The following is a 26,255-nucleotide window of genomic DNA, read 5'->3' as shown; positions in this document are numbered from 1 at the left end:
GATAAAAATGAAATTATTAATGACTGGAAATGAAGCAATAGCTCGTGGAGTTTATGAAGCAGGGGTTAAGTATGCATCTGCATACCCTGGAACTCCAAGTACTGAGATATTGGAAAATGTAGCTACATACAAAGATAGCATATTAGCAGAGTGGGCACCAAATGAAAAAGTAGCACTTGAAGCAAGTATAGGCGGTTCTATAGCAGGGGCTAGAACGCTAGCGTGTATGAAACATGTAGGTGTCAATGTAGCAGCAGACCCATTATTCACATTTGCATATACAGGAGTAAATGGAGGAATGGTATTAGTTTCAGCTGATGAGCCGGGAATGCATTCATCTCAAAATGAACAAGATAATAGAAATTATGCTAAGTTTGCTAAAATAGCTTTATTTGAACCATCAACTAGCCAAGAAGCTAAAGATATGCTAAAAGAAGCTTATAGTGTAAGTGAAGAATTTGATACTCCAGTTTTATACAGAGTTACAACTAGATTATGTCATTCAAAAGGTGTAGTAAATTGCTCAGAAAGAGAAGAAGTAGGAGTAGCAGATTATGTAAAAGATGTACAAAAACGAGTTACTGTTCCAGCGCACTCTAGAAATCTTAGAGTAAAGGTTGAAGAAAGATTAAACAAGTTAAGAGCTTACTCAAATGCAACGGATTTAAACTACATAGAACTTAATAGTAATGATATAGGCATAATAGCTAGTGGTGTATGCTATAACTATGCAAAAGAAGTATTTAAAGATAATGTATCATATTTAAAATTAGGATTTACAAATCCATTACCAGATGTAAAAATAAAAAAATTTGCTAGCAAAGTTAAGAAAATATATGTAATAGAAGAAAACGATAGATTTATAGAAGACCAAGTAAAAGCTATGGGAATAGATGTAATAGGAAAAGATATATTCCCATACACAGGAGAAATGACTCCGGATGTAATAAGAAAGGTTATGTTAGGTGAAGAGAAAAAAACTATAGAATATAATGAAGATTTAGTAGTTGGAAGACCGCCAACATTATGTTCAGGATGTCCACATAGAGGATTTTTCTATGAAATAGGAAAGAGAAAAAATGTTATGGTTTCAGGAGATATTGGATGTTATTCACTAGGTTTTGCAAGTCCATACAACGCATTAGATTCAATAGTATGTATGGGAGCAAGTTTAAGTGTAGGCCATGGAGCACAACAAGTGTTTAATATGAAAGAAAATAATAACATGAGAGTAGTTGGAGTTTTAGGAGACTCTACATTCTTCCATACTGGAATAAACTCACTTATAGATATAGCATACAACCAAAGTAATGCAATATCTGTAATTTTAGATAATAGAATAACAGGTATGACCGGTCATCAACAAAATCCTGGAACAGGATATACATTACAAGGAAAAGAAGTAAAAGAATTAGATATTGAAAAATTAGTTTTAGCTTGCGGTATAAATCATGTAAGAACCATAGATCCAAACAACTTAAAAGAAGTAAATGATGCACTAGATTGGGCACTTAAATTAGATGAACCTAGCGTTATAATAACAAGATGGCCATGTGTTCTTAAAAAGTTTTCTAAAGAAGATAAAGCAGAGTTTAGAGGTGCGTTTAGACAAAAATGCAATATAGATAAAGATTTATGTATAGGATGTAAGTTATGTATAAAATCTGGCTGTCCATCAATATCATTTGATAAAGAAACTAAAAAAGCATGTATTGAAAAAACTAGCTGTGTAGGATGTGAAGTATGTTCACAAATATGTCCAAAACAAGCTATATATAAGGGGGATAAATAAATGACAAAGAGCGTACTTTTAGTTGGAGTTGGTGGTCAAGGTACTATACTTGCGAGTAAGCTTCTAACAATTGGTCTTATGGAGTCAGGATATGATGTAAGGATGAGTGAAATACATGGTATGAGTCAGCGTGGTGGATCTGTATCTTCTCAAGTTAGATATGGTGATAAAGTTTATTCTCCAGTTATAGAAAAAGGTGGAGCAGATATTTTAGTTTCATTTGAAAAAATGGAAGCATTAAGATGGTTAGATTACTTAAAAGATAATGGAAAAATAATAGTCAATGACTATCAAATAAATTCAATGCCAATATTAAATGGAAAAGCTGAATACAAAGGGAATGAAATAAGTGAAGAGTTATTGAGAGTAGGAGCTAAATTGATAAATGCATCAAAGAGTGCTATTGAACTTGGAAATCCAAAAACAATGAATATAATTTTACTTGGAAGCTTAGTGAAATCTATGAACCTTGAACATATTGACTGGAATCAAATTATAAGTGATAATGTAAAAAAGGAGTTTGTAGACATAAATATAGAAGCATTTAAAGTAGGAATGAATTTAGTCAAAGGGGAGTAGTTTATGGGGTACAAAATATTAGCGATTAATCCAGGTTCAACATCTACTAAAATTGCAGTATATGAAGATGAAAATATTCTTTTTTCGAAAAGTATAAATCATAGTGCAAATGAATTAGAAAAATATAATAGTATAACTGATCAGTTTGAAATGAGAAAAGAAAGCATTTTAAATACCCTTCAGGAAAACGATTTTAAGAAAGAAGGGTTAGATTCTATAGTTGGAAGAGGAGGGATACTTCCGCCTGTAAAATCAGGAGCTTATTTAGTAAATGATGCTATGGTAGATAGGTTAAAGAATAAACCTATAATAGAACATGCATCAAATTTAGGAGCGCTTATTTCTTATGAAATAGCTAAAGAAATAGGAGTAAATGCATATATATACGACAGTGTAGCAGTTGATGAATTAGATGATGTAGCTAGAGTATTAGGGTTTCCAGAAATAAAGAGAAACTGCTTGAGCCATGCATTAAACTCAAGAGCTATGGCTATTAAATTTTCAAAGGAAAACAATAGAGATTATAAAGATATGAATTTAATAGTAGCACATCTTGGAGGAGGAATAACTATAGCTGCACATAAAAATGGGCACATGGTAGATGTAGTATCTGATGACGAGGGTCCATTTTCTCCAGAAAGAAGTGGAAGAATACCTGTTAAAAAGGTTGTAGATATGTGCTTTAGTGGTAAATATACTCAAAAAGAAATGTTGAAAAAAATTAGAGGAAAAGGTGGAATAGTAGGCCATTTAAATACTGTAGACATTAGAGAAGTTGAACAAATGATTGAAAACGGTGATGAAAAAGCTAAATTAATATATGAGGCTTTAATTTACCAAGTTGCAAAGGGAATTGGGGAGTTATCTACAGTTTTAGATGGTGATGTGGATGCAATCATTTTAACTGGAGGAATTGCATACTCTAAAAATTTAACTAAAAAACTAAGTGACAAAGTAAGATTTATTGCACCAGTAACTGTACTAGCAGGAGAAAATGAGTTAGAAGCTCTTTCTTATGGAGCGTTAAGAATTTTAAAAGGTGAAGAGAATTATAGAGAATATGAAGAACTAATCGAAGATCTAAGTTTCAATTAAAATAAAAAGAGCTGATTAATATATAAAACGCTTAAGATAACTTTGTATGATTTGCTCCATGAAAGCAAAATGCGCTTTCAAAATGTCGCTAAATCATACAAAGTTATCATCAGCTATATATTATAGTCAGCTCTTTTTTATTTTGTAAATAATATAGTGTGGGGACTATTTAGTTACAAAAGTTTCGCAAGATGCATCTTGCATGTTTATTTGAACAGACTCAGCCTTACAGCATCCATTGCTATTGTGCTTACAGTGATCAGCACCACAAGAGATAGAATGAGTTTTAGCGCAAGTACATTCTCCAGAACAGTTAGTGAATGAACTTGATGCTTTATCTTGGTAAGTTGCACAGTTTGTTTGAGCTGTTGTTTTTGCTCTAGAACCTTTTACTTGGATTCCAGATGCATAACAGCCTCCACTGTTGTTATATGCACAACTTGTAGCTGAACAGTTTATAGGATTTGACATATAAATACCTCCAAAATAAAATAAATTCATAGTCAGTTGACTATGAATTTATTATTTGTTTATTTTTAAAAAATATTAGTAGTATATAAATTTAATTTCTTAAACAATTTTCACAAAGTACATTTACATCATCGAAAGTTTCTCGGCCGAAGTTATCATTTATATGATAAACATTTAAATTGTTACTACATCCACACTTAGAACATTCATAGTCGTAAAAATCTAAAGTTTTTTCTTTAAATAATTTCCAATGTAGCGAGTTTAAGTAAGATGCATAATCAACTTGAATAGCTGACTCTAAAAATTTTAAATATAGAGTATCTAAGTCAACATGATTTAAATTAGTATATTCTGGGCTAAAATCATTGCATGAATCTCCATTTAAAGGAGTACTATTTGAAAGCACACATTTTATATCATAAGTAAAATCATCATTAGGACCCTCTAAAGAAAGATGATTACAGTAGGAGCAACATTTTTTTGGTAGTTTTTCCTCTAAAACTTTTATCTTTGTATTCATAAATTTATCCTCCCCCAAATGGTTATTTGTACAAGTATATTAAGAAAAGTAGGACATTATGATAAAAATGATATGACAAAAATTTTATTTCAAAGGATTCTCAAAATATTAAACCGAAATAGTTAATATTATAAAATTATTTTTGGAGAATAAATATGAAAACTATTGAATTTAATAAATTAAGAAAAGTCGCTAACCACGAAGTTAATAATAGACTTAATGACAAAAATATAAAAGATATAAGTTCTTATGAATTTAATAAATATATAAAAATAGATGAGATTTTAGATTTAAAAGTTGTTAAAAACACAAAGTTTGAAAGTAGAAAGATAAAGGATATGCAATTTGAAAATATAGAATTTATAAATTGTAGTTTTGAAAATAGTATATTCATAAACTGTAAATTTAATAAAGTTAGGTTTATAGATTGTAACTTTAAAAATTCAATATTAAGATACACTCAATTAAATAATCTTATAACTGAACATAGCAACTTTAAAAAAAGTATTTTTATTAATTCTCATATAGATTTTATGACAATTAAGGATTGTGATTTAAAATCATTTAAATTAACTGAATCTTATATATATAATTTAGAATTTGATGATAGTTTAGTGACTAAGTTCAATGAAGATACATTCTTTGACGAATTAAATAATGAAAGTTATGAAAGTTGTTATAAATTTTATAGAACTATAGCTTATAAATTTCAAGAAAATAATTTATTAGCTAAGTATGGAGAATACTTATATATTTATAAAACTATAGAACGAAAAACTTTAAAGGGAATAAAAAGATTTAAATCAGATGCACTTTGGTTAATTTGCGGATATGGAGAAAGACCAACTTATGCACTTATAACATCTTTAGAACTTATATTTTTATTTACTATATTATATCTAATCTTTGGACTTAAAATAGGAAGTGAAATTATATCGTATAAAGAACTATTTTTTACAGAAAAATCAGCAAATGTGATGATAGATGATTTTGTGAGAGCATTTCATTTTAGTATAGTTACATTTACAACGGTTGGTTATGGAGATATAACTCCATTTGGATATAGCATATTTTTATCAGGAATAGAAATGTTTTTAGGGGTAACAATGGTTGGTATTTGGACAGCAACGCTTGCAAGAAAAATAAATAGATAAAAAACGAAATAGAATATATCTATACTATAACGTTGTTATATAGATATATTCTATTTTACAATGTCTGAAAATTCTATGTATAATAAAAGAGCTTGAGTGTAAAAAAATGTAAATAAAACGGGAAAAAGGAAAAAACAAAGGAGGAGAAATGGCAAAAGTTTTAGTAGAGTTTATAAATACATGACCTACATGTGATGAGCATGGAATGCTAATAAGAAAGCTAGGGGAACTTTATAAAGAAAAGATTGATATAAAATTATATCAAGCGGGAAAAGATTTTACTTATTTAAAAAAATACGGAATTATAACAAAAGGAACAATGATTATAAACCAAAGAAAAAAATATGATAGGCTTTCAAAGGATATCATAGAAAAAGCAATAACAGACGCTATAAATAATTAGGGGAGAATTAAATGTATATTTTAGATTTTTTCAAAGATGTACTACTAGCATCTATAAGTATATTAAATGGAGCTTCAGGTTGGTTAATAATAAGTTTTATAATAGCAGGTCTACTACATAATCTAATAAGTCCAGAAAAATTTCAAAAATCTCTTGGAAATAAAAAAATATCATCATTATTAAAGAGTACAGTTTCAGGAATGTTACTACCAATATGTAGTTGTGGAGTTATACCTATAGGAATAAGCATGTACTATTCTGGAGCTTATCTAGGGCCAGTTTTAGCTTTTATGACATCAACTCCAATTATAAATCCAATAGCAGTAGTATTAAGTTTAGGATTATTAGGGCCAGATATAACTATTATTTATGTTATATCGGGATTTGTCGTGCCAATAATAGTAGGACTTTTAGGAAACTACTTAGGTAAAAATGAATTATGTATAAACCAACAAGATGATGAAGAAATAGCTATTGAGCTAAAAGAAGATGGGTTAAGCTTTAAAGAAAAAGTGATAGAAGGATTAAAATGGTCATTTTCTGAATTAGCACTTACAATTAGTAAATATGTTGTGATAGGTATGCTTGTTGCAGGATTTATAACAACTGTATTTCCAAGTAGCATAATTCAAAAATACTTAGGAAATCCAGGGGTACTGTCTTTAGGTAGTATAGCAGTACTTGCATGTATTATGTATGTTTGTGCAGTTGGACATATACCATTTATTGCAGCATTAGTAGCAAGTGGGGCATCACCAGGAATTGCTATAACATTTTTAATAGCTGGAGCTGCTACAAACTTACCAGAACTTATAAGTATGTATAAAGTAATAGGAAAGAGAACTGTAGCTATATATTCTATAACACTTACGACTTGCTCGCTAGTTATTGGATATATAACAAACTTCCTTTTAATGGGAAAGGCAACAAATATAAATATAAGTTACAAGCAGGAATCTATAAGCATAGCTAATACTATAATGTTAAACATACCTGATTCAGTAAAATACATATGCTCATTTATAATATTCATATTTTTCATAAAAGCTATAATGCCTAGCTTAAGAAAGGTTGTAAAAAATGAAGCGTAAAAAAATTTTAATAATACTTTCTATAATAGTTTTATTAATAGGAATTGCAGTATATAGCAAAGAGAAAAAGAAGCAAGAAAGTAGCCTTCCAAATGTAAATGAAGAGTATTTAAATTATTTTAAAAAAAATGCTAAATATGAAAAAATACTTACGTACACACAGCACGATATAAATAACGATAAAGTCGATGATTTATTAGTTGTTTATAAAAAAGGCAAAAATCATAATGAAATGGTTGGAGTTATAAGTGATGATGAAAACGTTTATATGACAGAGCCTATAAGAGCACCAATAGACGATATTTTAATAGAATTTAAAGATATAGATGATAAAGATGAAATGGAACTTATATTATCTGGATCTAAAAATGGAAATGTAGGATATGCAATATATAGATTAGAAAATAAAAAATTAGTAGATTTATTCGGCGAAGGCATGAATGCATGTTGCTAATACAAATTCAACAAAGGGGAGAATTAAAAATGAAAATTTCAAAGAAGGTAAAGTCATTAGTACTAATAGGTGCAATAAGCACTACAGTTTTAACAGGATGTGGTAGTAAGGAAAACAAGCAAGAAACGGCAACAAAAGGGAGTTCAGATTATGCAATTAAATTAGGTTATTATAATTGTGACCATATGACGGCTGCTCCAGTTGCTGTGGATGCTGGTATTTATAAAGATTTAGGACTTAACGTTCAAGCTGTAGGAAACGGAAAAGTACCAGAAGCTATGGCAGCTGGACAAATGGATGCAGGATATATTGGGACTAAAGGGTTAGTGGGTGCTATTCCAAAAGGATCACCAATAGTTGTAGCTGCAAATAACCATAGAGGTGGATCTGAATACTTAGTAGTTGCAAATGATATAAAAGATCCTAAAGAATTAATAGGACAAAAAATAGCTTCAGACCCAGATGGTGATTTATTATGGACTACAGACTACGGCCCAGAAACAGGACTTCCAGTAGACTCATCTAAATATCAAGTTGTAAATATAGACTCTAGCAAAGACGCATATTTAGCATTAAAAACAGGACAAATAAAAGCATTCAGTACATGTGATCCATGGGGATCTGTAGCGGAGAAAGAAGGAGTTGGAAAGATAATTTCATCGACTCAATATAAAGAAAAAAATACAGGAAAAGAATACAACTGTTGTTCATTCTCATTAAATACAAACTTTATAAAAGAACATCCAGACTTAGCTGAAAAAATGGTTTTAGCACATACAAAAGCTATAGAGTATATATACACAAATCCAGTTAAAGCAGCTAAAATATTTGCTAAAAACTATAGTGTAGATGAAGAAGTAGCATTAATGACTATATATAAAAAGACTGTAGGAGAAGGAAGAACTCTTACATGGAAAATAACTGGAGACGAATATAAAAACAATTTAGATATGTATAAAGATAATAAGGCATTAGAGGAAATACCTGATTATGATAAAGTTGTAAATGATAAGCTTTTAAAATCTTGTGGAGCAGATGATTTTGATAAATTTATAAAAGAAAAAGTAGATCCAGTATTCCCTAAAGGTATGAACTATGAAGATTGGAAAGCAAAGGCAATGGAGATAGATGGACAAAACTAAAAATATAATTTTAGGTTTAATTATTATAATAGGAAGCTTAGGAATATTATTTTTTAATCCTAAGACTGAAAAAATAGATGGAAATATAAGAATAGGGGTATCAGATGATACCTCTGGTTTTATCATTGATTATATGATAAACAAAGATTATTTTACAGATGTTGAAATTGAAAATTTAATAGAGCCATATTCTATAAATGATTGTTGAGCGAGCACTATGCAGTGGGCTCTGAGTTCAGAGCAAATAGATATGGCTATAATTTGCAAAGAAGCGGCGAAAAAATTTGTAGAGTATGATAAAAATTTTGAAATTTTAGATACTGTAGTTCAAAACTCTGATGTATTTTTAGTTAAAAATGAAAATATAAAAAAAGTAGGAGTTACACAAAATAGAAATTATCAAATTGATTTAGTAAAAGAGTATTATGAAAGTGCAAAGGAAGTACCTTTTATAAGTGGAGGACTAGCTTATGCATTAGAAAGCGATAAAGTAGATGCTATAGTAATTGATAGTATAAAAGCACTTAGTTTAAATGGTAAAAAATTTTCCACAGCAATAAATAAGGATTATGATACATATGTAATGGTTGTAAATAAATCATTTAAACAAAATAAATTATATACTCAATTTATAAAACTATATAACCAAAGTGTAAAAGAATTAAATGATGAAAACTTGTTTAAAAAAGAACTAGAAAAATATACAGATACAGAGATATCAAAAGAAGTTTGGGGTGAGTTTAAAAAGTGGAATTTAAAGTTTCTGCAAATACAGAAATAAATAAAAAAAGAGGATTAAATAAAAAGTTTTTAGATGCATTTTATAAAATATTATTATTTATAGTGATAATAGGAATATGGCAAATAAGTGCACAAAGGATAGGAAGCTCACTTTTACTTCCTATGCCAATGGATGTGTTTCATGGATTTATAACATGTATAACAGACCCTGAAATTGTAAAAAACGTATTAATTACTATGCAAAGAGTATTAAAGGGATTTATGTATGCTATGGGATTTGGACTTCCTCTAGGACTTATTATGGGGTTCTCATCAACGTTTGAGAAGGTATTTTCTCCAGTAGTAGATTCAGCAAGACAAGTACCTATAATGGCTTGGGTTCCATTAACTATAGTATGGTTTGGTATAGGAGATGGACCAACAATATTCTTAATAGCTTTTGCAGGAGTATTTCCTATAATCCTTAATACAATTCAAGGAGTTAGATCTATATCAAAAGATTATTATAACGCAGCAAAAAGTATGGGAGCATCTCCGTTTGTAATATTTACTAATGTAATGCTACCAGCAGCTCTTCCAGATATTTTAACTGGAGCGAGACTTGCAATAAGTACTGGTTGGATGTCTGTAATCTGAGCCGAGTTTATAGCAACGAGTGCCGGTCTCGGTTACTCTATGGTACAAGCTCAAACAATGATGAATACAGAACTTTTAATTGGGCTTATGATATTTGCAGCATTAATAGGATTTATAATAGATAGAATATTAAAATTTATAAACAAGAGCCTTTGCAAATGGAGGTTTGATAATTAATGAAACTAAAAATAGACGATATAAGTAAAACCTTTATAAATAATAAAGTAGAACATAAAGTATTAGAGGATATAAACCTAGATATAAAAGAAGGGGAATTTGTATCATTACTAGGTCCATCTGGTTGTGGTAAAACTACATTATTAACTATAATAGGAGGTTTTCAAACTTGTGAAAACGGTCAAGTTTTACTAGATAATAAAGTAGTAGATAAACCAGGTATAGATAGAGCATTTGTATTTCAAAATTATGCATTATTTCCGTGGAAAACAGTAAAAGGAAATGTTGAATTTCCAATGAAGCAACAAAAAATGTCTAAAAAAGAAAGAGAACAGAGATTAGAAGAACTATTATCAATATCAGATTTAAAGGGAAAAGAAAAGATGTATCCACATCAGCTATCAGGGGGAATGAAGCAAAGGGTCGCTGTTATAAGAGCGCTGGCATGTAACCCAGAAGTTCTTTTAATGGATGAGCCTTTAGGAGCGGTTGATTTTCAAATGAGACAAAATCTTCAAGAAGAACTAGAAAATATTTGGATGAAAAAAAAGATAACTGCAATAATGGTTACGCATGATGTAGATGAAGCGGTATATATGAGTGATAGAGTTGTAGTTATGTCTAGAGATAAAGGGCGTATATTAGAAGATTTAAAGATAGATTTAGATAGACCAAGAGACAGAGAGAGCGAAGAATATTTAGAATATAAAAATAGATTAACAAAAAAATTATCAGCATGTTATGGAGTATAAATTAAAAATGAAAAACAACAAGTATAGAAGTTTAGATGAAAAACAAAAAAATATTAGAGTATCAATTATGGATATGATAATCGAAAAAGAAAGACCTGTAAGTATAGATGAAAGTATAGTTTTTTTAGAAGATAGACTAAGTTTAAAAAGAGAGTACATAAAAGAAATGTTAGAATTGTTTGTAAAGAAAAATATAATGGTAGTGGATGATGAAAACTATATAAATTTTATATATCCAGTATCAGCACACCCAACTATGCATAGAGTTAAGTTAGCAGACAATAGAGAATTTAATGCAATGTGTGCAATAGATGCAATGGGATGGAGATGTACTTTCAATCAAGATATAGATATAAAATCTAACTGTTATGTAACTGGAAATGAAATCAATATATCTATAAGAGATGGAAAAGTAACAAGTTTAAATAATACTGATTTAAGAGTACTTCATTTAAATTTGGATAAGCACGAAAATTGGGCAGCAAACTGTTGAAACATCATGAATTTCTTCTGGACGAAGAATGAGTTTGATAAATGGGTAAAAGAAAATGGACTTGAAAATGATGAAGATATATACTGTTTAGATATAAATGAAGCTATGGATGCTTCATATGATATATTTTATACAGGATAAAAAAGAAGCTACCTTAAACAGGTAGCTTCTTTTGATTCTTCAAATAAAATTCATTTACTATTTTCAGATTTGTAGTATAATAAGTACTTATATAAAAGTGATTTATCACTAAATTAAACTTTTAGGTATATATTAAACTTGTGCCTATATTGTGAAAGACAGGTGATGGAAGTATGAAAAAAATAGTATGCTTACTACTAGTAGTAATGACTGTGGGAGGTATGTATTATTTTTCTAGTCAAGAAGGAAATGTATCAAAACAACAATCTGATACAGCTGTTAGTGTAATTGATAAAATTAGATCGGAAGTAACTTTAAAAGATCATAATATAATAAGTGTAAAAGAAAAAGTTTTTGACAAACTTAAGCAGTATGGAGATAAGGGGTATATAGTTAGAAAAATGGCTCATTTTAGTATATATGCAGGTATAGGATTTTCTATAAGTTTACTTATATATGCGCTTAGTAGAAGAATATACATAGCTAGTATTGTAGCCATGATAGCAAGTATATCATATGCTTATTATGATGAGATGAGACAGTTAGCGGTAGCTGGAAGAGTAGGTAGTATGAAAGATGTTCTTATAGACTCGTCAGGAGCTCTTACGGGCATATTAATACTATTTGTAATAGTGATAGTGTTTAAAGGTATTAGAGGGTTCTTTAATTTTATATTTAAAAGACATAGTAAAGCTGTATAGGTTACTTTGTGGGATTATGTATAAGTTTCTTACAACAGGCTGGGAGAAAAGCCTGGAATGTTTCGAAACTTACACATAATCCCACTTCGTTTTTATGAGTAAAAATTATATATAAAAAGTGAGAAAGATTCTCAAAAGGACTAGAATGTTATTGGTAAGATTTGGTATAATTAGAAAGCTAATGATTTGTAATTACAATTTTAATAATAAATTATTAGAATTTATAGGGTTTATATCATTTTAAGGAAGGGAATTTAACGATGATAAATGAAGAAAGATTGCCTCATGTTATATTTAGGGTAGCTGAAAATTTATATGCAATTGATAGTAGAGTTACAATTGCATTAACTGAGTTTCCTGATAATATAACTCCAATACAAAAAAGTGAAAAGTTTGAACTAGGGGTTATGCAATTAAGAAACCAAATAGTACCAGTTATGAGTATGAGAAGTTTATTTGGATGTAAATCATCTGAAGAAGAATATGAAGATTTTAAAGCTATGATAGATATTAGAAAAAATGATCATATTAAGTGGGTAAATGAATTGAAAAATTCAGTGAATGAAAATAGAGAATTTACTTTAACTACAGATCCACATCAATGTGCATTTGGTAAATGGTATGATAATTTTTCAACTGATATACAAAGTATCAATTTTCATATGAAAAAGATAGACTCACCACATACTTTACTACATGAGATAGCTATAGAAGTTGATAAATGTAAAAAAGAAAAAAATGAAGATATTAGGGAAAAAAAATTGCTAGATTTGCTTAATAAAGCAGAAAAACAATATATGGAAAAAGTACTTGAATTATTAGATAAAACAAAAGACATTTTTAAAGATCATTATCATGATATGGTAATTGTAATTATGCAAAATAATAGATTTATAGGTCTTGCAGTAGATGAAATTTTAACTGTAGACAATTTTATAAAAAATGAAACTTCAGAAAGCAATTTTATAATTGACCAACCTAAATATATTTCTGCAATTGGATCAACTAAAGATATCGATGAACATATATTTTTAATTAAAGAAGATAAATTATTTGAGTTATATAAATAGATAGAATATTACATGAAAAAAGGGTGTCGCAAATATTAATGCGACACCCTTTTTTACAGAGTGCTTTAAAAAGGTTATTATATTATGAAACTTTATAAGTCTGTTTAGAAAACTGAGATATAAAGTTTTTTGGCATTTTACTTAAGAAATAAACCACTAAAATACAAGATAAAGGTTTATCTACTATATTACTAATAATTCTTGGGATAAAAGCAGCTGTAAAAATTTCTTGTCCAGATTGAACTAAAAAGCCAACCAATAAGTCTGCTCCACTTCCACTTAAACCTCCGAATAATAGTATTGAAATAGGTGTTCCTATTAAAGGGCAAACTACAGCTAATAATAATCCTGTAAGTATAGCTTCTTTGTAACCAAATGATTTTTTTCTAGCTATAAATCCAACTATAACACCTAGTGCTATATTAACTAAAGCAAATGGTATATTTGTAGGATCGGATATTACACCAAGGACTAAATTTGTTCCTCCCCCTATAAGTGCTCCCCATAAAGGTCCAAGTACAACAGCCCCAAGTACTGTTCCAACGGTATCTAAAAATAGTAATGGAATGTTTAACATACCGACAAACATACCGAAAACTATATTTACTAATATACACATTGCGCTAAATGTTATTTTCTTTGTGTTCATGATTAAGATTTCCTCCGCAATTAAATTATTAGTACATAATTAATAATAATACAAAACTACCAATTTTTGAAATCGGAAATATTTATAAGTAAATTGTCTAAAATAGTAAAAATCTATAACACACCAATTATTTGCTGTGATACTATGGAAATATTAATAAAATTAAGGAGATATATATGGAAAGAAAAAGGGAAATAGTAGCTGTTTGCCACTGTATATTAAATTGTAACTCTAAAGTGGAAGGACTATCTAATGATAAAGGGTCACATAATGTTTCTTTACAAATTTTAAGTAGTGGGTATGGAATAATTCAATTACCTTGTCCTGAGATGGTTATGTATGGAATTAAAAGGTGGGGACATGTAAAAGAACAATTTGATAATTTATTTTATAGAAATCAATGTAAGATTATGCTAGATCCATACATAAAACAATTTGAAAACTATATTACAAGTAACTATAAAATTAAAGCTATAATAGCTATAGATGGAAGTCCTAGTTGTGGATATAATAAAACTTGTAGCTCTGATAATTGGTTTGGAGAGTTAAGTGGATGTAATAATTTATCCGAAAAATTAAGTGATATAAAAATGATAGATGGAAAAGGGATATTTATTGAAGAACTAGAAAAATCATTAAAGGAAAATAATTTAGAAATACCAATTATAGGTCTAGATGAAAGTGTTGGATTAGATATAAATACAATTTAAATGGATATTAACTATAATGAAAAGGTGAACTAAATTACTGCTGAATTAAGCATTAATATAGTTCACCAATATTAAAATAAATTTAAAATCTATAATATAAAGTCAGATATAACCTTAGCAACACCGTGGTTATTATTAGTTTCAGTAACATGATTAGCTATTTCTTTTATACTATCTCTAGCATTACCCATAGCAACTCCAAGTCCTGCAAACTCAATCATATGTCTGTCATTTTCTTCATCTCCAACAGCTATAACTTCAGACGGATCTATGCCTAACTTATCACATAGAGCTTGTAATCCTGAACCTTTGTTAACCTTTTTATTTAAAAATTCTAAGAAAAATGGAGCTGAACGAACTATAGTGTATTTATCATGGAACTCTTGTGGAATTTTAGTTATGATATTTTCTATAACTTCAGGTTCATCAACTAGCATAACTTTACAGAATGTTAAATCTGAATTAATTTCATTTTCATCCATACAAATAACAGGAATGTTATTAAGTGTAGATTCATGAACACTGTATTTAGGAACTTCTGTATAAGGAACAACTAAAGAATCTGGAGTGTTTATATGAATTTTTATATCATGTTTTTTAGCTAATTCATTATATATATAATCGAAATCTTCATGACTCATTTCTATATTAGAAATAACATCTTGAGAAGTAATTTCTTGAACAAGTCCACCATTAAATGTAACAACATAATTTTCTTCGTCATTAAGCTTTAATTCTTTTAATAAAGTTTGAACCCCTGGAAGTGGTCTACCAGTTGATAGTACAACTTTAACACCTTTTTCTTTTGCATTTTGTATTGCATCAAAAACCTCTTGTGTAACTTTTTTTTCACTATTTAGTAATGTACCGTCTATGTCTAATGCGATTAGTTTATACATAAATTCCTCCCAATAAATCAATTTAATTTGTTAAGTACAGTTTATATTATAGTCAAAATTTTATCAATAGCTTAGGGGCTAGTAAAATACAAAAACTAAATGAATAGTGGGTTAATTGACTTTAAATTATACGTATAGTAAAGTAAGTTTAAAGATATAAATTAGTAAAAATTTACATAAATTATAGCTTTTAACATAAGCTAAAACTACAAATAATATATAACGAGGTGATAAAATGAAATTTAAGGATTTTAAATACAAAAGACCTAATTATGAAAAAATAAAAGATGAATTTAAAAATCTAGTAAAAAACATGGAAACTAGTACAAATTATGATGAGCTTAGAAAGAATATAGATGATATCAATAAACTAAGAAATCATATAGATAGTATGGCAACGCTAGTTTCTATAAGATACAGTATAAATACTGAAGATGAATTTTATGCAAAAGAAAAAGAGTATTGGGATGAAAATGGACCTCATTATGAAGAGTTAAACTCGCTATTCTATAAAGCTCTAGTGAATTCAAAATTTAAAGATAAACTTACACAAGAGCTAGGCAAACAATTTATGTCTATAGCTGACTATTCTCTACAAGCATTTTCCAAAGAAATAATATCTGAGTTGCAAGAAGAAAATAAATTAGCATCAGAATATACTAAACTTTTAGCATCTGCAAAAATTCCTTTTGATGGAGAAGAAAGAAACCTTTCAGGACTAGGGCCTTATATGACATCTCCATTTAGAGATGAAAGAGAAAAATCATCACAAGCATATTATGGATTCTTTGAAGCAAATGAGAAAAAATTTGATGACTTATTCGATAAACTAGTAAAAGTAAGAGATAAGATGGCTAAAAAACTAGGTTTTGAAAATTTCGTAGAACTTGGTTACATAAGAATGCTAAGAACTGATTATAATGCAGAAATGGTTGATAACTTTAGAAAACAAGTTAGTGAGTATATAGTTCCTGTTGCAAATAAATTATATAAAAGACAAAAGGAAAGATTAGGACTTCAACAATTTAGATACTTTGATGAAAACTTTGAGTTTAATAGTGGGAATGCAAAACCTAAAGGAGACTCTGATTTTATAATGAAAAATGGTATTTTAATGTATTCAGAGCTTTCTAAGGAAACTGATGAGTTCTTTAAATATATGATGGATCATGAATTAATGGACTTAGAAACTAAAAAAGGAAAAGGTGCTGGAGGATATTGTACATATATACCAGAATATAAGGCTCCTTTCATATTCTCAAACTTTAATTCAACAGCAGATGATATAGATGTTTTAACTCATGAAGCTGGACATGCATTCCAAGTTTATATGTCAAGATGGATTGAAATTCCAGATATAAACTTCCCAACATACGAAAGTTGTGAAATACATTCTATGAGTATGGAATTTATAACTTGGCCTTGGATGGAGCTTTTCTTTAAAGAAGATACTGATAAATATAAATTTGTTCATTTAGGTAGTGCTATTAAGTTTATACCTTATGGAGTTTTAGTAGATGAGTTCCAACACATAATATATGAAAATCCAAACATGACAAAAGATGAAAGAAAATTAGTTTGGAGAGATTTAGAAAAGAAATATCAACCACACAAAGATTATGAAGGCAATGACTTTTTAGAAAGAGGTGGATGGTGGTTTAAGCAAGGCCACATATTTAAAAATCCATTCTATTATATAGATTATACATTAGCTCAAATTTGTGCACTTCAATTCTGGAAGAAGATGCAAGTTGATAGAGTTAAAGGATGGCAAGACTATCTAAATATTTGTAGAATAGGTGGAACTAAGTCTTTCTTAGATATTGTTAAATATGCTAACTTAATATCTCCTTTTGAAAAAGGTTGTGTAAGTAGTGTTATTGAAAGTATTGATGAATATTTACAATCTATAAATGATAAGAATATGTAAGTGATTTAGATAGCTAGGGTGTTTATTTAGTATTTCCTTCACACCAAGTCCTAAAGTTCGAGGACTTGAAGTGTTACGTCAATACTAAATAAACACCCTTTATTATTTTAAAATCATAGTGGAGGTGGTGTGAAGAGACTTGAAGTATTACGAAAATAACAACTACCACCCTTTGCTATTGTAAACTTATGGCGAGGGAGTTGAGCGGACTTGAAGTGTTACGTCAATACTAAATAAATACCCTTTATTATTTTAAAATCACAAAAAACATTTAAAGAAAATAATGGAAAATTATAAAAGTAATTGACTATTATTCTCAATATTGCTATAATAGGAACAAATAAAAGTGATAATTAATTTCAAATAGTAATTAAAAATAATTGGGAGGTTTATTCATGAAAAAACGAAAGTCATTAGTATTGCTTGCAGCAGTAGTAGCCACGTTAGGGTTAGTTACTGGGTGTGCAGGCGGTAATTCATCAAATAAAGAAAGTAATGAAAAAAGAACGGTTCAATCAGTAAAAGGAGATGTTGAAATACCAGCAGATCCAAAACGAATAGTAGATATTTCAGGAAGCAGTGAAGAACTTTTAATTTTAGGACACACACCAGTTGCTACAGCTAATGTAGACTCTTATGAAACTACTAAAGTACCTTCATACATAGAAGATAAATTAAAAGATACTAAAGTTGTAGGACATTCAATGATGGATACTATGGATGTTGAAGCAATTTTAGGAACAAATCCAGACTTAATAATAATGAGTCAAAGACAAGAAAAAATATATGATCAATTAAAAGAAATTGCTCCAGTAGTTATGATAAAAGACTACGCAAATGATTGGAGAAGTAAATTAATAGATGTTTCAAAGTTATTTAACCAAGAAGATAAAGCTAAAGAGTGGTTAAGTAATTATGATAAAAAAGCTGAAGAACTTGGAAAAGAAGTTGTAGCTAAAAATGGAGATCAAACATACTTAACAGTTTTAGCAACTCAAGGTCAATTTATGGTATTTAGTGATGCGGGTATAGGAACTATTGTAAATGATGATATGAAACTAGCTAGACCTGAAAATATGCCAAAGCAAGATGGTATAACATTACCAACAGTTAGTATGGAAGGTTTAACTGAAATAGATGCAGATCACATTATTGTTATAGCTACAGATTCTGATAAAAAAGATTTAGAAAATAGCTCAGTATGGTCACAAATTAGAGCTGTAAAAGATGGGAATGTAACAATCTTAGATGCTTCACCATACTTTACTCAATCATATAACCCTATAGGTAGAGAGTTATTATTAGAATCAGTTAAAAATGAATTAATAAAGTAATTTAGTATAGCAGGTGTGTATAATGGATTTCATTTTCACACCTGTTTTTAATCATAGAAATATAGAAAGGTATGTTTAGACATGAAATTAAGTAAAAAGAGTTCGGCTTATTTATTAATTACAATTGGAATAGCAATTCTTTTTATTGGTATTTTTATATCGGTATCAATGGGACCTAAGGATATAAGCTTAAATACCATGATAAATAGTTTTATATCCAATTCAAGTGATGTAGATACAAAAATAATTAGAGATGTTAGAATGCCAAGGGCTATAGCTGCGGCATTAGTTGGAGGTTTCTTAGCTGTATCGGGGGCTATAATGCAAGGTATTACGAGAAACCCTATAGCAGATCCATCTGTAATGGGGATAACACAAGGAGCTACATTTACTATAGCTATAGCTTTAGTTTTACAAAAGGTAGTACCAGGGTTTGCACCAGGAAGTTTTGGACTTATGATATTTTCTTTTTTAGGAGCTAGTATAAGTGGATTGTTAGTTTATTTTATAAGTTCTAGAACAAGAAAAAAAGTTGATCCAGTAAAATTAGCATTAGCAGGAACAGCCTTAGGTACATTATTAGTGTCATTAGCTATGGCGTTTGCTATGTACTTTAACTTATCTCAACAATTAAGCTTTTGGATTTCTGGAGGATTAGTAAGTGCTAAATGGGAAGGTGTAAAGCTTTTATTAATTATCGGAGGGATAGGTTTTATATTAGCTATGATAATGGCTCCGAGAATTACAATATTAAGTTTAGGTGAAGAAGTTGCCATAGGGCTTGGACAAAAAACTAACTTAGTAAGATTTATATCTTTAGTAGTAGTAGTTTTAATGACAGGAGCAAGTGTATCTGTTGCTGGAAATATTGTATTTGTAGGTCTTGTAGTGCCTCAAATTGCAAAAGGAATAGTTGGAGCAGATTATAAATATATAATACCTAGTTCTTTAGTTTTAGGGTCTTTGTTATTAGTTTACAGTGATATCTTATCAAGAATGATAAATCCACCGTATGAAACACCAGTAGGTTCAATAACTGCACTTATCGGAGTACCGGTCTTTATATATCTTGTAAGAAAGGAAACTAGATAAAATGAAAACTAATAATAAAAAGTCTAAAATTATATTAATAGCATTAATTTTATTAGCACTTATATTTATTACTGTGTTGATAAGTTTAAATATGGGATCGTTTAAAATAGCACCTATAGATGTATTAAAAACATTTATAGGACAAGGACAGAAAAATTATGAAATAGCAATTTTTAAATTAAGACTTCCTAGAATAGTTATTGCAATATTAGTAGGAAGTGCGTTAGCAACAGCTGGAGCAATACTTCAGGGAGTTACTAAAAATGATTTAGCAGATTCAGGAATATTAGGTATAAACTCAGGAGCTGCATTGTTTGTTGTAGTGTATATATATCTAATGAATGGAAATGTATATGATGGAGTAAGCAACTTAACTATATTTACAATGCCTATAGTTGCATTACTGGGAGCATTATTTGGAGCTTTTTTAATATATGTATTAGCATTTAAAAATGGAATTAGCTCTCAAAGGTTACTTTTAATAGGAATAGGTATAAATATAGCATTTACATCTATAATGACAATTTTCCAATTGAAATTTACAACTCAGGAATTTAATAGAGTAATGGCGTGGACATCAGGAAGTATATGGGGTAGTAACTGGAAGTATGTACTAGCAATACTACCTTTTATAATAGTATTTATGTTTCTTGCAATATATAAATCAAGATATCTAGATGCATTAAATTTAGGAGATGAAATATCTACAGGGCTTGGTGTTAATGTAGAAAAGGAAAGAAAAAAGCTAATAACTTATGCAGTTATATTAGCCGGAGTTGCAACATCAGTAGCTGGAAGTATTTCATTTTTAGGATTAGGCTCACCTCACATTGCTAGAAAGCTTGTTGGACCTAAACATAAAAGATTAGTACCTATATCAGCATTAATAGGAATATTACTTATATTAGCAGCTGATACTGTATCTAGAAATTTACTAGCACCAATAGAAATACCAGTAGGAATAGTTATATCTATAATAGGTGTACCTTATTTTATATATTTAATGTTAGCAGATTAGAAAGAGGTAAAAATTATGAATTCAATAATAACTAAGGACTTAAACATATCTTATGGAAATATAGATATTGTAAAAAACTTAAATTTAAATATACCAAAAGGAAAAATAACTACAATAATAGGAGCTAATGGATGCGGTAAATCTACTATTTTAAAAACTATAGGAAGAATAATAAATCCAAAGAGCGGAAGTATTTATATAAATGGTAAAAATCTTCATGAGGAAAACCCAACAGATATTGCAAAAGAAATGGCAGTACTTCCACAAAATCCACAAGCTCCAAGCGGGCTTACTGTAGAGGAATTAATATCTTATGGTAGATTTCCTCATCAAAAGGGATTTGGAAAGATGAATAAAGAAGACAAGGATATTGTAAGCTGGGCTATGGAAGTTACAAAAATATCTGAATTTAGAGATAGAAATATTGATGATTTATCTGGTGGACAAAGACAAAGGGCCTGGATAGCAATGGCTCTTGCACAAGAAACAGATATATTATTACTAGATGAACCTACAACATATTTAGATTTAGCTCATCAATTAGAAATTTTACAGTTATTAGATGAATTAAATAAAAATGAAAAACGAACTATTGTAATGGTTATTCATGAGTTAAACAATGCATCTAGATTTGCAGATCATATGATAGGAATTAAAAAAGGGAAAATTGTATGTGAAGGTGAAGCTCATGATGTTATGACAAAAGAAAATCTAAAAGAAATTTTTAATATTGATGCAGAAATTGTTGAAGATCCACGAACAAAAAAACCTGTTTGTTTAACATATGATATGGTTAAAAAAAATTAAAAAATAAAGGAATAAAAAAGGAATACTTAAAAGAAATTAGAATAAATATAAATTGAAAGTTAGAAAATTAACTTAATAGATAAAATCTATGCAAAGAAGTTAATAAAAAGATTATAGCTATACCAACGGTTTGACAAAAAATGGACAATATCAACAAAAAAACATAAAAAAATATTTGGAAAAGTATTGTATATATTTACCAAGCTAGATATAATGTAATTAAGAAAAGCACCTAAGGGGCAAAGACAAAATTAAAAATTAAACCGTTTGAAGGTTAAAAGAGACGGTCTCTAATTTGGGGAAATTAGAGATGACCGAAGGGACAAATTTAAATTCATCCCAAAAGGATTTAAATGAAATTCTCAGGTAAAAGGACTTTAACTGGACGGATCTCTGAAAGATATTTTGACAGGGAACTAAGTGGGGACTTAGTTTCCTGTTTTTTAGTTTAACAAAAGAAATTTTGAAAGTGAGTGTAGACAAATGTTAATAATCACTAACAATCCTATGATTCAGGAAAACGTTACTGACAAAGAAGTTATAATGTTAGACACTGACTATATAGGAACATTAAAGGAATGTAGGGATTTAGTTCATAAGGGGTATGAATTATTATCACATCCGCTATATGGGAGCGTAAAACCCAATGAGACACCATATCGTACAGTCATAATTAAAAAGGGGAAATCTCTAGACAAAAATTCATTAAACTTAATAGAAGAAGCCATAGAAACAGCAGAAAAATTTAAAAACAACAAGTTAACTCCTATGTGGACTGAAAAAGTTTTAGACGATTTCAGAGTAATTGATTTTGATATAATGAGAAATACAATCCAAAGAATACAATATGTATAAACTTTGGTGTATATATATTAATAAAAATAGGGGGTCGAGATAATGGAAAATTTATATGACATAGTCATAATAGGTTGTGGACCTGCAGGTCTTGCAGCTGGTCTTTACGGCGCAAGAGCTAAAATGAAGACTTTAATACTTGAAAAAGGAAAAACTGGTGGACAAATAGTTATAACTCATGAAGTTGCTAACTATCCAGGATCAGTTGAAAATGCTACTGGACCAAGCTTAATAGCTAGAATGGTAGAGCAATGTAAAGAATTCGGTGCTGAAATAGTTAGAGACTCTATAGTAGACACTGAATTAGAAGGAAACATAAAAGTATTAAAAGGTGAAAAAGGTGAGTACAGAGCTAAAACTGTTATAATAGCTACTGGAGCTACTCCTAAAAAATTAGGATGCCCAGGAGAAAAAGAATTAACAGGTAAAGGAGTTTCTTACTGTGCTACATGTGACGCTGACTTCTTCGAAGATTTCGAAGTATTCGTAGTTGGAGGAGGCGATAGTGCTATAGAAGAAGCATTATACTTAACTAAGTTTGCTAGAAAAGTTACTATAGTTCATAGAAGACAAGGTTTAAGATGTGCTAGATCTATAGAAGATAAAGCAAGAGCTAATGAAAGAATAGAATTCTTATTAGATACAGTTATAGATGAAATAAAAGGTGATGGATTAGTTGAATCAGTAGTATTTAGAAATACTCAAACAGGTGAAACTAATGAATACTTCGCTGATGAAGAAGATGGAACTATGGGAATATTCATATTCGTAGGATTTGATTCTCAAACAGAGTTATTCAAAGGTAAAGTAGATATGGATGACTATGGATACATCAAAACAGATGATAATATGTTAACAAATATACCAGGTGTATTTGCTGCAGGAGATTGTAGAGTTAAATCATTAAGACAAGTTGTTACAGCAACAGCTGATGGAGCTATAGCTGCAGTAACAGCTGAAAGATATGTAGAAGCAAACTTCGAAGAAGAAGTTACTAATTGCTAATAAAAAAGTACGTTTAACAAGGTTATCGGGGGATGATGTTTATCAAATTAAACATTACTTAGTGAACGGTACTTAAATTAAAATAGCTATTAATATATTAAAAATATATTAAAATATATAAAATCCAATAAGGGGGATACTGAAATGATAGCATTAGAAAAAAATACATTCGATCCAGAAGTATTAGAAGCAGAAGGGCTAGTATTAGTTGATTTCTGGAGTCAAGGTTGTGAGCCTTGTAAAGCATTACTTCCAGATATAGAAAAATTTGCAGAAGCATATGGGGAAAACATAAAGTTCTGTAAATTCGATATAACTAAAGCTAGAAGAGTTGCTATAAAAGAGAAGGTTTTAGGTCTTCCAACTATAGCTATTTACAAAGATGGAGCTAAAATAGATGAAGTAACAAAAGATGATGCTACAGTTTCTAATATAGAAGCTATGATAAAGAAGCACTTATAAGTAATTAATGGGGATTCAATTCCCCGTTAAAATAAATTAAGTTCAAAAAATTAGGGGGTGCCAATATGCGTCTTGAGTTAGGGAAAATCTTTATAAAAGATGTACAATTTGGAGCAGTAACAGAAGTTAAAGATTCAGTATTATACATCAACAAAGAAGAGATGTTAAAAGAAATTGGTGGAGATGAACATATAAAATCAATAGATTTAGATATAGTTCGTCCAGGGGAAAGCGTTAGAATAATACCAGTTAAAGACGTTATAGAACCGAGAGTAAAAGTTGATGGTAATGGAGGAATATTCCCAGGAGTTATATCAAAAGTTGACACTGTTGGAGAAGGTAGAACTCATGCACTTAAAAATGTTGGAGTTGTAACAACTGGTAAAATAGTTGGTTTCCAAGAAGGTATAATAGATATGACTGGTCCTGGAGCTGAATATACACCATTCTCTAAGTTAAACAACGTTGTTGTTATAGCTGAACCAATAGATGGTTTAAAGCAATACGATCACGAAAGAGCTGTTAGAATGATAGGATTCAAAGCTGCTACATACTTAGGAGAAGTTGCTAGAAACTTAACTCCAGATGAAGTTGTAGAGTACGAAACTAAGCCATTATTAGAGTCAATAGCAGAGTATCCAGAACTTCCTAAAGTAGGATATGTATACATGCTTCAAACTCAAGGATTATTACATGACACATATGTTTACGGAGTTGACGCTAAGCAAATAGTACCAACATTATTATACCCAACTGAATTAATGGACGGAGCTATAGTAAGTGGTAACTGTGTTTCAGCTTGTGATAAAAACCCAAGTTATGTACACATGAATAACTCAGTAGTTGAAGATTTATATCTACAACACGGAAAAGAAATAAACTTTGTAGGAGTTATTATAACTAATGAAAACGTATACTTAGCAGATAAAGAAAGATCTTCTAACTGGACTGCTAAATTATGTAAACAATTAGGCTTAGATGCTGTAATAGTATCTCAAGAAGGATTTGGTAACCCAGATACAGACCTTATAATGAACTGCAAGAAAATAGAAGGTCAAGGTGTTAAAACTGTTATAGTTACAGATGAGTATGCTGGTAGAGATGGAGCATCTCAATCATTAGCTGATGCTGATGTTAAAGCTAACGCTGTTGTAACTGGTGGAAATGCTAACCAAGTTGTTGTATTACCTAAGATGGATAGAGTTATAGGACACGTTGAAGTTGCTGATGTTATAGCTGGTGGAGCTGCTGGATCTTTAAGAGAAGATGGATCTATAGAAGCTGAGATACAAGTAATAACTGGAGCTACTAATGAAACAGGATTCGGATTCTTAACAGCTAAGGGGTATTAGAAACTGTAATACGATGAGGTCGCTTCGTGCCATTTAAACATTGTTTCCTTCGCACAAAGACTTTTAGTCTTTAAGTGCTACGTCAACAAACGTTTAAACGTCACTACGCTACATTCGTAAATACAAGTGTTTCATAATATAGCTGAGAAGAATATAGTTAAATAAAAATAGATTTTTAAAGAGTGTGAATTTAAAAAGGTATTAAAATGACAATATTAAAATAAATGGGAAAAGGAGATATATTATGAGCTTATTAAGTAATAAAAAGATCATAATCATAGGTGACCGTGACGGAATTCCGGGACCTGCGATAGAAGAGTGTGTAAACACTGTAGAAAATACTGAAATAGTTTTTGCTTCAACAGAATGTTTTGTCTGAACTGCTGCTGGGGCTATGGACTTAGAAAACCAAAACAGAGTTAAAGATGCTACTGAAAAATTCGGTGCTGAAAATGTTGTGGTTTTACTAGGTGCTGCTGAAGCCGAAGCTGCAGGTCTTGCAGCTGAAACAGTAACTGCTGGAGATCCAACTTTCGCTGGACCACTTGCTGGTGTTGAGTTAGGATTGGCTGTTTATCATGTTGTTGAACCAGAAATGAAAGAGTTATTTGATGAATCAGTTTACGAAGATCAAATAAGTATGATGGAAATGGTTCTTGAAGTTGATGAAATAGTTGAAGAAATGAACGATATAAGAGGTCAATTCTGCAAATATAATGCCTAATTAAAT

Annotated in this window: 29 protein-coding genes and 1 riboswitch; of the genes, 25 read left to right on the top strand and 4 right to left on the bottom strand. The window is 29.8% G+C overall.

The features are described from left to right. The first annotated feature begins 7 nt into the window (after positions 1 to 7). The 3 genes from iorA to buk are packed head-to-tail and all read left to right on the top strand — an operon-like array spanning position 8 to position 3,466. A complete protein-coding gene (gene iorA / locus ACN6I1_RS11015) occupies positions 8 to 1,792 on the top strand; it encodes an indolepyruvate ferredoxin oxidoreductase subunit alpha (protein WP_419741961.1) in 1,785 nt (594 codons plus the stop codon). Continuing rightward, positions 1,793 to 2,371 carry an indolepyruvate oxidoreductase subunit beta gene (locus ACN6I1_RS11010; RefSeq protein ID WP_025162195.1) on the top strand — a complete coding sequence of 193 codons (579 nt, stop codon included), beginning with the start codon at positions 1,793 to 1,795 and terminating at the stop codon, positions 2,369 to 2,371. Positions 2,372 to 2,374: 3 nt separating this feature from the next. Further along, positions 2,375 to 3,466 (top strand): butyrate kinase, encoded by a 1,092-nt coding sequence (gene buk, locus ACN6I1_RS11005; RefSeq protein ID WP_419741960.1) that lies wholly within the window; start codon positions 2,375 to 2,377, stop codon positions 3,464 to 3,466. 165 nt (positions 3,467 to 3,631) lie between these two features. Here the strand turns inward: buk and ACN6I1_RS11000 are convergent, their stop codons facing one another. Then, positions 3,632 to 3,937 (bottom strand): DUF1540 domain-containing protein, encoded by a 306-nt coding sequence (locus ACN6I1_RS11000; protein WP_021429618.1) that lies wholly within the window; start codon positions 3,935 to 3,937, stop codon positions 3,632 to 3,634. Positions 3,938 to 4,028: 91 nt separating this feature from the next. Then, positions 4,029 to 4,457, bottom strand: coding sequence for a hypothetical protein (locus tag ACN6I1_RS10995; protein ID WP_085282367.1), 429 nt, complete (start codon positions 4,455 to 4,457; stop codon positions 4,029 to 4,031). Positions 4,458 to 4,612: 155 nt separating this feature from the next. Here ACN6I1_RS10995 and ACN6I1_RS10990 point away from each other — a divergent pair, with 155 nt between their 5' ends. From ACN6I1_RS10990 to ACN6I1_RS10940, 11 genes are all read left to right on the top strand, one after another. After that, positions 4,613 to 5,611: an ion channel gene (locus ACN6I1_RS10990; RefSeq protein ID WP_419741959.1), complete on the top strand. Its 999-nt coding sequence runs from the start codon at positions 4,613 to 4,615 to the stop codon at positions 5,609 to 5,611. Between the two features lie 148 nt (positions 5,612 to 5,759). Then, positions 5,760 to 6,014: a thioredoxin-like (seleno)protein SaoT gene (gene saoT, locus ACN6I1_RS10985; RefSeq protein WP_264318815.1), complete on the top strand. Its 255-nt coding sequence runs from the start codon at positions 5,760 to 5,762 to the stop codon at positions 6,012 to 6,014. 11 nt (positions 6,015 to 6,025) lie between these two features. Then, positions 6,026 to 7,105 carry an efflux transporter SaoE gene (gene saoE / locus ACN6I1_RS10980; protein WP_419741958.1) on the top strand — a complete coding sequence of 360 codons (1,080 nt, stop codon included), beginning with the start codon at positions 6,026 to 6,028 and terminating at the stop codon, positions 7,103 to 7,105. Further along, a complete protein-coding gene (gene saoC, locus ACN6I1_RS10975; protein ID WP_419741957.1) occupies positions 7,095 to 7,559 on the top strand; it encodes a Cys-Cys-COOH (seleno)protein SaoC in 465 nt (154 codons plus the stop codon). The genes saoE and saoC overlap by 11 nt, the downstream gene beginning before the upstream one ends. 29 nt (positions 7,560 to 7,588) lie before the next feature. Then, positions 7,589 to 8,701, top strand: a complete 1,113-nt coding sequence (gene saoX / locus ACN6I1_RS10970; RefSeq protein ID WP_419741956.1) for an ABC transporter substrate-binding subunit SaoX — start codon at positions 7,589 to 7,591, stop codon at positions 8,699 to 8,701. Beyond that, positions 8,688 to 9,482 (top strand): ABC transporter substrate-binding (seleno)protein SaoB, encoded by a 795-nt coding sequence (gene saoB / locus ACN6I1_RS10965; RefSeq protein ID WP_419741955.1) that lies wholly within the window; start codon positions 8,688 to 8,690, stop codon positions 9,480 to 9,482. Before saoX ends, saoB begins: the two co-directional genes overlap by 14 nt. After that, on the top strand, positions 9,449 to 10,255 hold the full coding sequence (gene saoP, locus ACN6I1_RS10960) for an ABC transporter permease subunit SaoP (protein WP_247011944.1): 807 nt from the start codon (positions 9,449 to 9,451) through the stop codon (positions 10,253 to 10,255). Before saoB ends, saoP begins: the two co-directional genes overlap by 34 nt. Next, entirely contained in the window at positions 10,255 to 11,007 is a 753-nt protein-coding gene (gene saoA / locus ACN6I1_RS10955) for an ABC transporter ATP-binding protein SaoA (protein WP_419741954.1), read from the top strand. Before saoP ends, saoA begins: the two co-directional genes overlap by 1 nt. A gap of 7 nt (positions 11,008 to 11,014) precedes the next feature. Beyond that, positions 11,015 to 11,641 (top strand): MerB-like organometallic lyase SaoL, encoded by a 627-nt coding sequence (gene saoL, locus ACN6I1_RS10950; RefSeq protein WP_419741953.1) that lies wholly within the window; start codon positions 11,015 to 11,017, stop codon positions 11,639 to 11,641. A gap of 173 nt (positions 11,642 to 11,814) precedes the next feature. Beyond that, the gene (locus tag ACN6I1_RS10945; protein ID WP_419741952.1) at positions 11,815 to 12,342 is read left to right on the top strand and encodes a VanZ family protein; all 528 of its coding nucleotides are present in this window, start codon (positions 11,815 to 11,817) and stop codon (positions 12,340 to 12,342) included. Between the two features lie 260 nt (positions 12,343 to 12,602). Then, positions 12,603 to 13,412, top strand: coding sequence for a chemotaxis protein CheW (locus ACN6I1_RS10940; RefSeq protein WP_419741951.1), 810 nt, complete (start codon positions 12,603 to 12,605; stop codon positions 13,410 to 13,412). An 82-nt stretch (positions 13,413 to 13,494) separates the two neighbouring features. On the opposite strand, the gene ACN6I1_RS10935 is transcribed toward ACN6I1_RS10940, so the two are convergent. After that, complete coding sequence (locus ACN6I1_RS10935) at positions 13,495 to 14,061, bottom strand: CD3073 family putative ECF transporter S component (protein WP_021429691.1); 567 nt, start codon at positions 14,059 to 14,061, stop codon at positions 13,495 to 13,497. A gap of 176 nt (positions 14,062 to 14,237) precedes the next feature. On the opposite strand from ACN6I1_RS10935, the gene ACN6I1_RS10930 reads away from it, so the two are divergent. Beyond that, positions 14,238 to 14,771, top strand: coding sequence for a CD3072 family TudS-related putative desulfidase (locus ACN6I1_RS10930; protein WP_021429758.1), 534 nt, complete (start codon positions 14,238 to 14,240; stop codon positions 14,769 to 14,771). 89 nt (positions 14,772 to 14,860) lie between these two features. On the opposite strand, the gene yidA is transcribed toward ACN6I1_RS10930, so the two are convergent. Next, a complete protein-coding gene (gene yidA, locus ACN6I1_RS10925; protein ID WP_035115261.1) occupies positions 14,861 to 15,670 on the bottom strand; it encodes a sugar-phosphatase in 810 nt (269 codons plus the stop codon). Between the two features lie 235 nt (positions 15,671 to 15,905). On the opposite strand from yidA, the gene ACN6I1_RS10920 reads away from it, so the two are divergent. The 10 genes from ACN6I1_RS10920 (at position 15,906) to grdA (ending at position 26,249) form a co-directional block, all read left to right on the top strand. After that, positions 15,906 to 17,600, top strand: a complete 1,695-nt coding sequence (locus ACN6I1_RS10920) for a M3 family oligoendopeptidase (protein ID WP_419741950.1) — start codon at positions 15,906 to 15,908, stop codon at positions 17,598 to 17,600. A gap of 395 nt (positions 17,601 to 17,995) precedes the next feature. Then, positions 17,996 to 18,934: an iron-hydroxamate ABC transporter substrate-binding protein gene (locus tag ACN6I1_RS10915; RefSeq protein WP_278548751.1), complete on the top strand. Its 939-nt coding sequence runs from the start codon at positions 17,996 to 17,998 to the stop codon at positions 18,932 to 18,934. 81 nt (positions 18,935 to 19,015) lie between these two features. Further along, entirely contained in the window at positions 19,016 to 20,026 is a 1,011-nt protein-coding gene (locus ACN6I1_RS10910) for a FecCD family ABC transporter permease (protein ID WP_419741949.1), read from the top strand. Between the two features lies 1 nt (position 20,027). After that, a complete protein-coding gene (locus ACN6I1_RS10905; RefSeq protein ID WP_419741948.1) occupies positions 20,028 to 21,044 on the top strand; it encodes a FecCD family ABC transporter permease in 1,017 nt (338 codons plus the stop codon). Positions 21,045 to 21,059: 15 nt separating this feature from the next. Then, positions 21,060 to 21,851, top strand: a complete 792-nt coding sequence (locus tag ACN6I1_RS10900; RefSeq protein WP_021429629.1) for an ABC transporter ATP-binding protein — start codon at positions 21,060 to 21,062, stop codon at positions 21,849 to 21,851. Positions 21,852 to 22,118: 267 nt separating this feature from the next. Beyond that, a riboswitch (glycine riboswitch) is annotated at positions 22,119 to 22,239 on the top strand. Between the two features lie 95 nt (positions 22,240 to 22,334). Continuing rightward, positions 22,335 to 22,706 carry a GrdX family protein gene (locus ACN6I1_RS10895; protein ID WP_419741947.1) on the top strand — a complete coding sequence of 124 codons (372 nt, stop codon included), beginning with the start codon at positions 22,335 to 22,337 and terminating at the stop codon, positions 22,704 to 22,706. Between the two features lie 42 nt (positions 22,707 to 22,748). Next, positions 22,749 to 23,711, top strand: coding sequence for a thioredoxin-disulfide reductase (gene trxB, locus ACN6I1_RS10890; RefSeq protein WP_021433742.1), 963 nt, complete (start codon positions 22,749 to 22,751; stop codon positions 23,709 to 23,711). Between the two features lie 144 nt (positions 23,712 to 23,855). After that, complete coding sequence (trxA, locus tag ACN6I1_RS10885; RefSeq protein WP_021429589.1) at positions 23,856 to 24,173, top strand: thioredoxin TrxA; 318 nt, start codon at positions 23,856 to 23,858, stop codon at positions 24,171 to 24,173. 65 nt (positions 24,174 to 24,238) lie between these two features. Further along, entirely contained in the window at positions 24,239 to 25,525 is a 1,287-nt protein-coding gene (locus ACN6I1_RS10880; RefSeq protein WP_114542128.1) for a glycine/sarcosine/betaine reductase component B subunit, read from the top strand. 244 nt (positions 25,526 to 25,769) lie between these two features. Beyond that, positions 25,770 to 26,249, top strand: a complete 480-nt coding sequence (gene grdA / locus ACN6I1_RS10875) for a glycine/sarcosine/betaine reductase complex selenoprotein A (RefSeq protein ID WP_082367534.1) — start codon at positions 25,770 to 25,772, stop codon at positions 26,247 to 26,249. Positions 26,250 to 26,255 lie beyond the last annotated feature (6 nt).

It is taken from the genome of Paraclostridium dentum (assembly GCF_048568265.1).
In the GTDB taxonomy this organism is placed as follows: Bacteria; Bacillota; Clostridia; order Peptostreptococcales; family Peptostreptococcaceae; genus Paraclostridium; species Paraclostridium dentum.
This window is presented reverse-complemented; position numbering and strand designations above follow the sequence as displayed.

What these genes read in the sequence shown, in the direction of transcription:
- iorA (WP_419741961.1), top strand. Translation starts at nt 8, where the DNA reads ATGAAATTATTAATGACTGGAAATGAAGCAATAGCTCGTGGAGTTTAT.
- ACN6I1_RS11010 (WP_025162195.1), top strand. Translation starts at nt 1,793, where the DNA reads ATGACAAAGAGCGTACTTTTAGTTGGAGTTGGTGGTCAAGGTACTATA.
- buk (WP_419741960.1), top strand. Translation starts at nt 2,375, where the DNA reads ATGGGGTACAAAATATTAGCGATTAATCCAGGTTCAACATCTACTAAA.
- ACN6I1_RS11000 (WP_021429618.1), bottom strand. Translation starts at nt 3,937, where the DNA reads ATGTCAAATCCTATAAACTGTTCAGCTACAAGTTGTGCATATAACAAC.
- ACN6I1_RS10995 (WP_085282367.1), bottom strand. Translation starts at nt 4,457, where the DNA reads ATGAATACAAAGATAAAAGTTTTAGAGGAAAAACTACCAAAAAAATGT.
- ACN6I1_RS10990 (WP_419741959.1), top strand. Translation starts at nt 4,613, where the DNA reads ATGAAAACTATTGAATTTAATAAATTAAGAAAAGTCGCTAACCACGAA.
- saoE (WP_419741958.1), top strand. Translation starts at nt 6,026, where the DNA reads ATGTATATTTTAGATTTTTTCAAAGATGTACTACTAGCATCTATAAGT.
- saoC (WP_419741957.1), top strand. Translation starts at nt 7,095, where the DNA reads ATGAAGCGTAAAAAAATTTTAATAATACTTTCTATAATAGTTTTATTA.
- saoX (WP_419741956.1), top strand. Translation starts at nt 7,589, where the DNA reads ATGAAAATTTCAAAGAAGGTAAAGTCATTAGTACTAATAGGTGCAATA.
- saoA (WP_419741954.1), top strand. Translation starts at nt 10,255, where the DNA reads ATGAAACTAAAAATAGACGATATAAGTAAAACCTTTATAAATAATAAA.
- ACN6I1_RS10945 (WP_419741952.1), top strand. Translation starts at nt 11,815, where the DNA reads ATGAAAAAAATAGTATGCTTACTACTAGTAGTAATGACTGTGGGAGGT.
- ACN6I1_RS10940 (WP_419741951.1), top strand. Translation starts at nt 12,603, where the DNA reads ATGATAAATGAAGAAAGATTGCCTCATGTTATATTTAGGGTAGCTGAA.
- ACN6I1_RS10935 (WP_021429691.1), bottom strand. Translation starts at nt 14,061, where the DNA reads ATGAACACAAAGAAAATAACATTTAGCGCAATGTGTATATTAGTAAAT.
- ACN6I1_RS10930 (WP_021429758.1), top strand. Translation starts at nt 14,238, where the DNA reads ATGGAAAGAAAAAGGGAAATAGTAGCTGTTTGCCACTGTATATTAAAT.
- yidA (WP_035115261.1), bottom strand. Translation starts at nt 15,670, where the DNA reads ATGTATAAACTAATCGCATTAGACATAGACGGTACATTACTAAATAGT.
- ACN6I1_RS10920 (WP_419741950.1), top strand. Translation starts at nt 15,906, where the DNA reads ATGAAATTTAAGGATTTTAAATACAAAAGACCTAATTATGAAAAAATA.
- ACN6I1_RS10915 (WP_278548751.1), top strand. Translation starts at nt 17,996, where the DNA reads ATGAAAAAACGAAAGTCATTAGTATTGCTTGCAGCAGTAGTAGCCACG.
- ACN6I1_RS10910 (WP_419741949.1), top strand. Translation starts at nt 19,016, where the DNA reads ATGAAATTAAGTAAAAAGAGTTCGGCTTATTTATTAATTACAATTGGA.
- ACN6I1_RS10905 (WP_419741948.1), top strand. Translation starts at nt 20,028, where the DNA reads ATGAAAACTAATAATAAAAAGTCTAAAATTATATTAATAGCATTAATT.
- ACN6I1_RS10900 (WP_021429629.1), top strand. Translation starts at nt 21,060, where the DNA reads ATGAATTCAATAATAACTAAGGACTTAAACATATCTTATGGAAATATA.
- ACN6I1_RS10895 (WP_419741947.1), top strand. Translation starts at nt 22,335, where the DNA reads ATGTTAATAATCACTAACAATCCTATGATTCAGGAAAACGTTACTGAC.
- trxB (WP_021433742.1), top strand. Translation starts at nt 22,749, where the DNA reads ATGGAAAATTTATATGACATAGTCATAATAGGTTGTGGACCTGCAGGT.
- trxA (WP_021429589.1), top strand. Translation starts at nt 23,856, where the DNA reads ATGATAGCATTAGAAAAAAATACATTCGATCCAGAAGTATTAGAAGCA.
- ACN6I1_RS10880 (WP_114542128.1), top strand. Translation starts at nt 24,239, where the DNA reads ATGCGTCTTGAGTTAGGGAAAATCTTTATAAAAGATGTACAATTTGGA.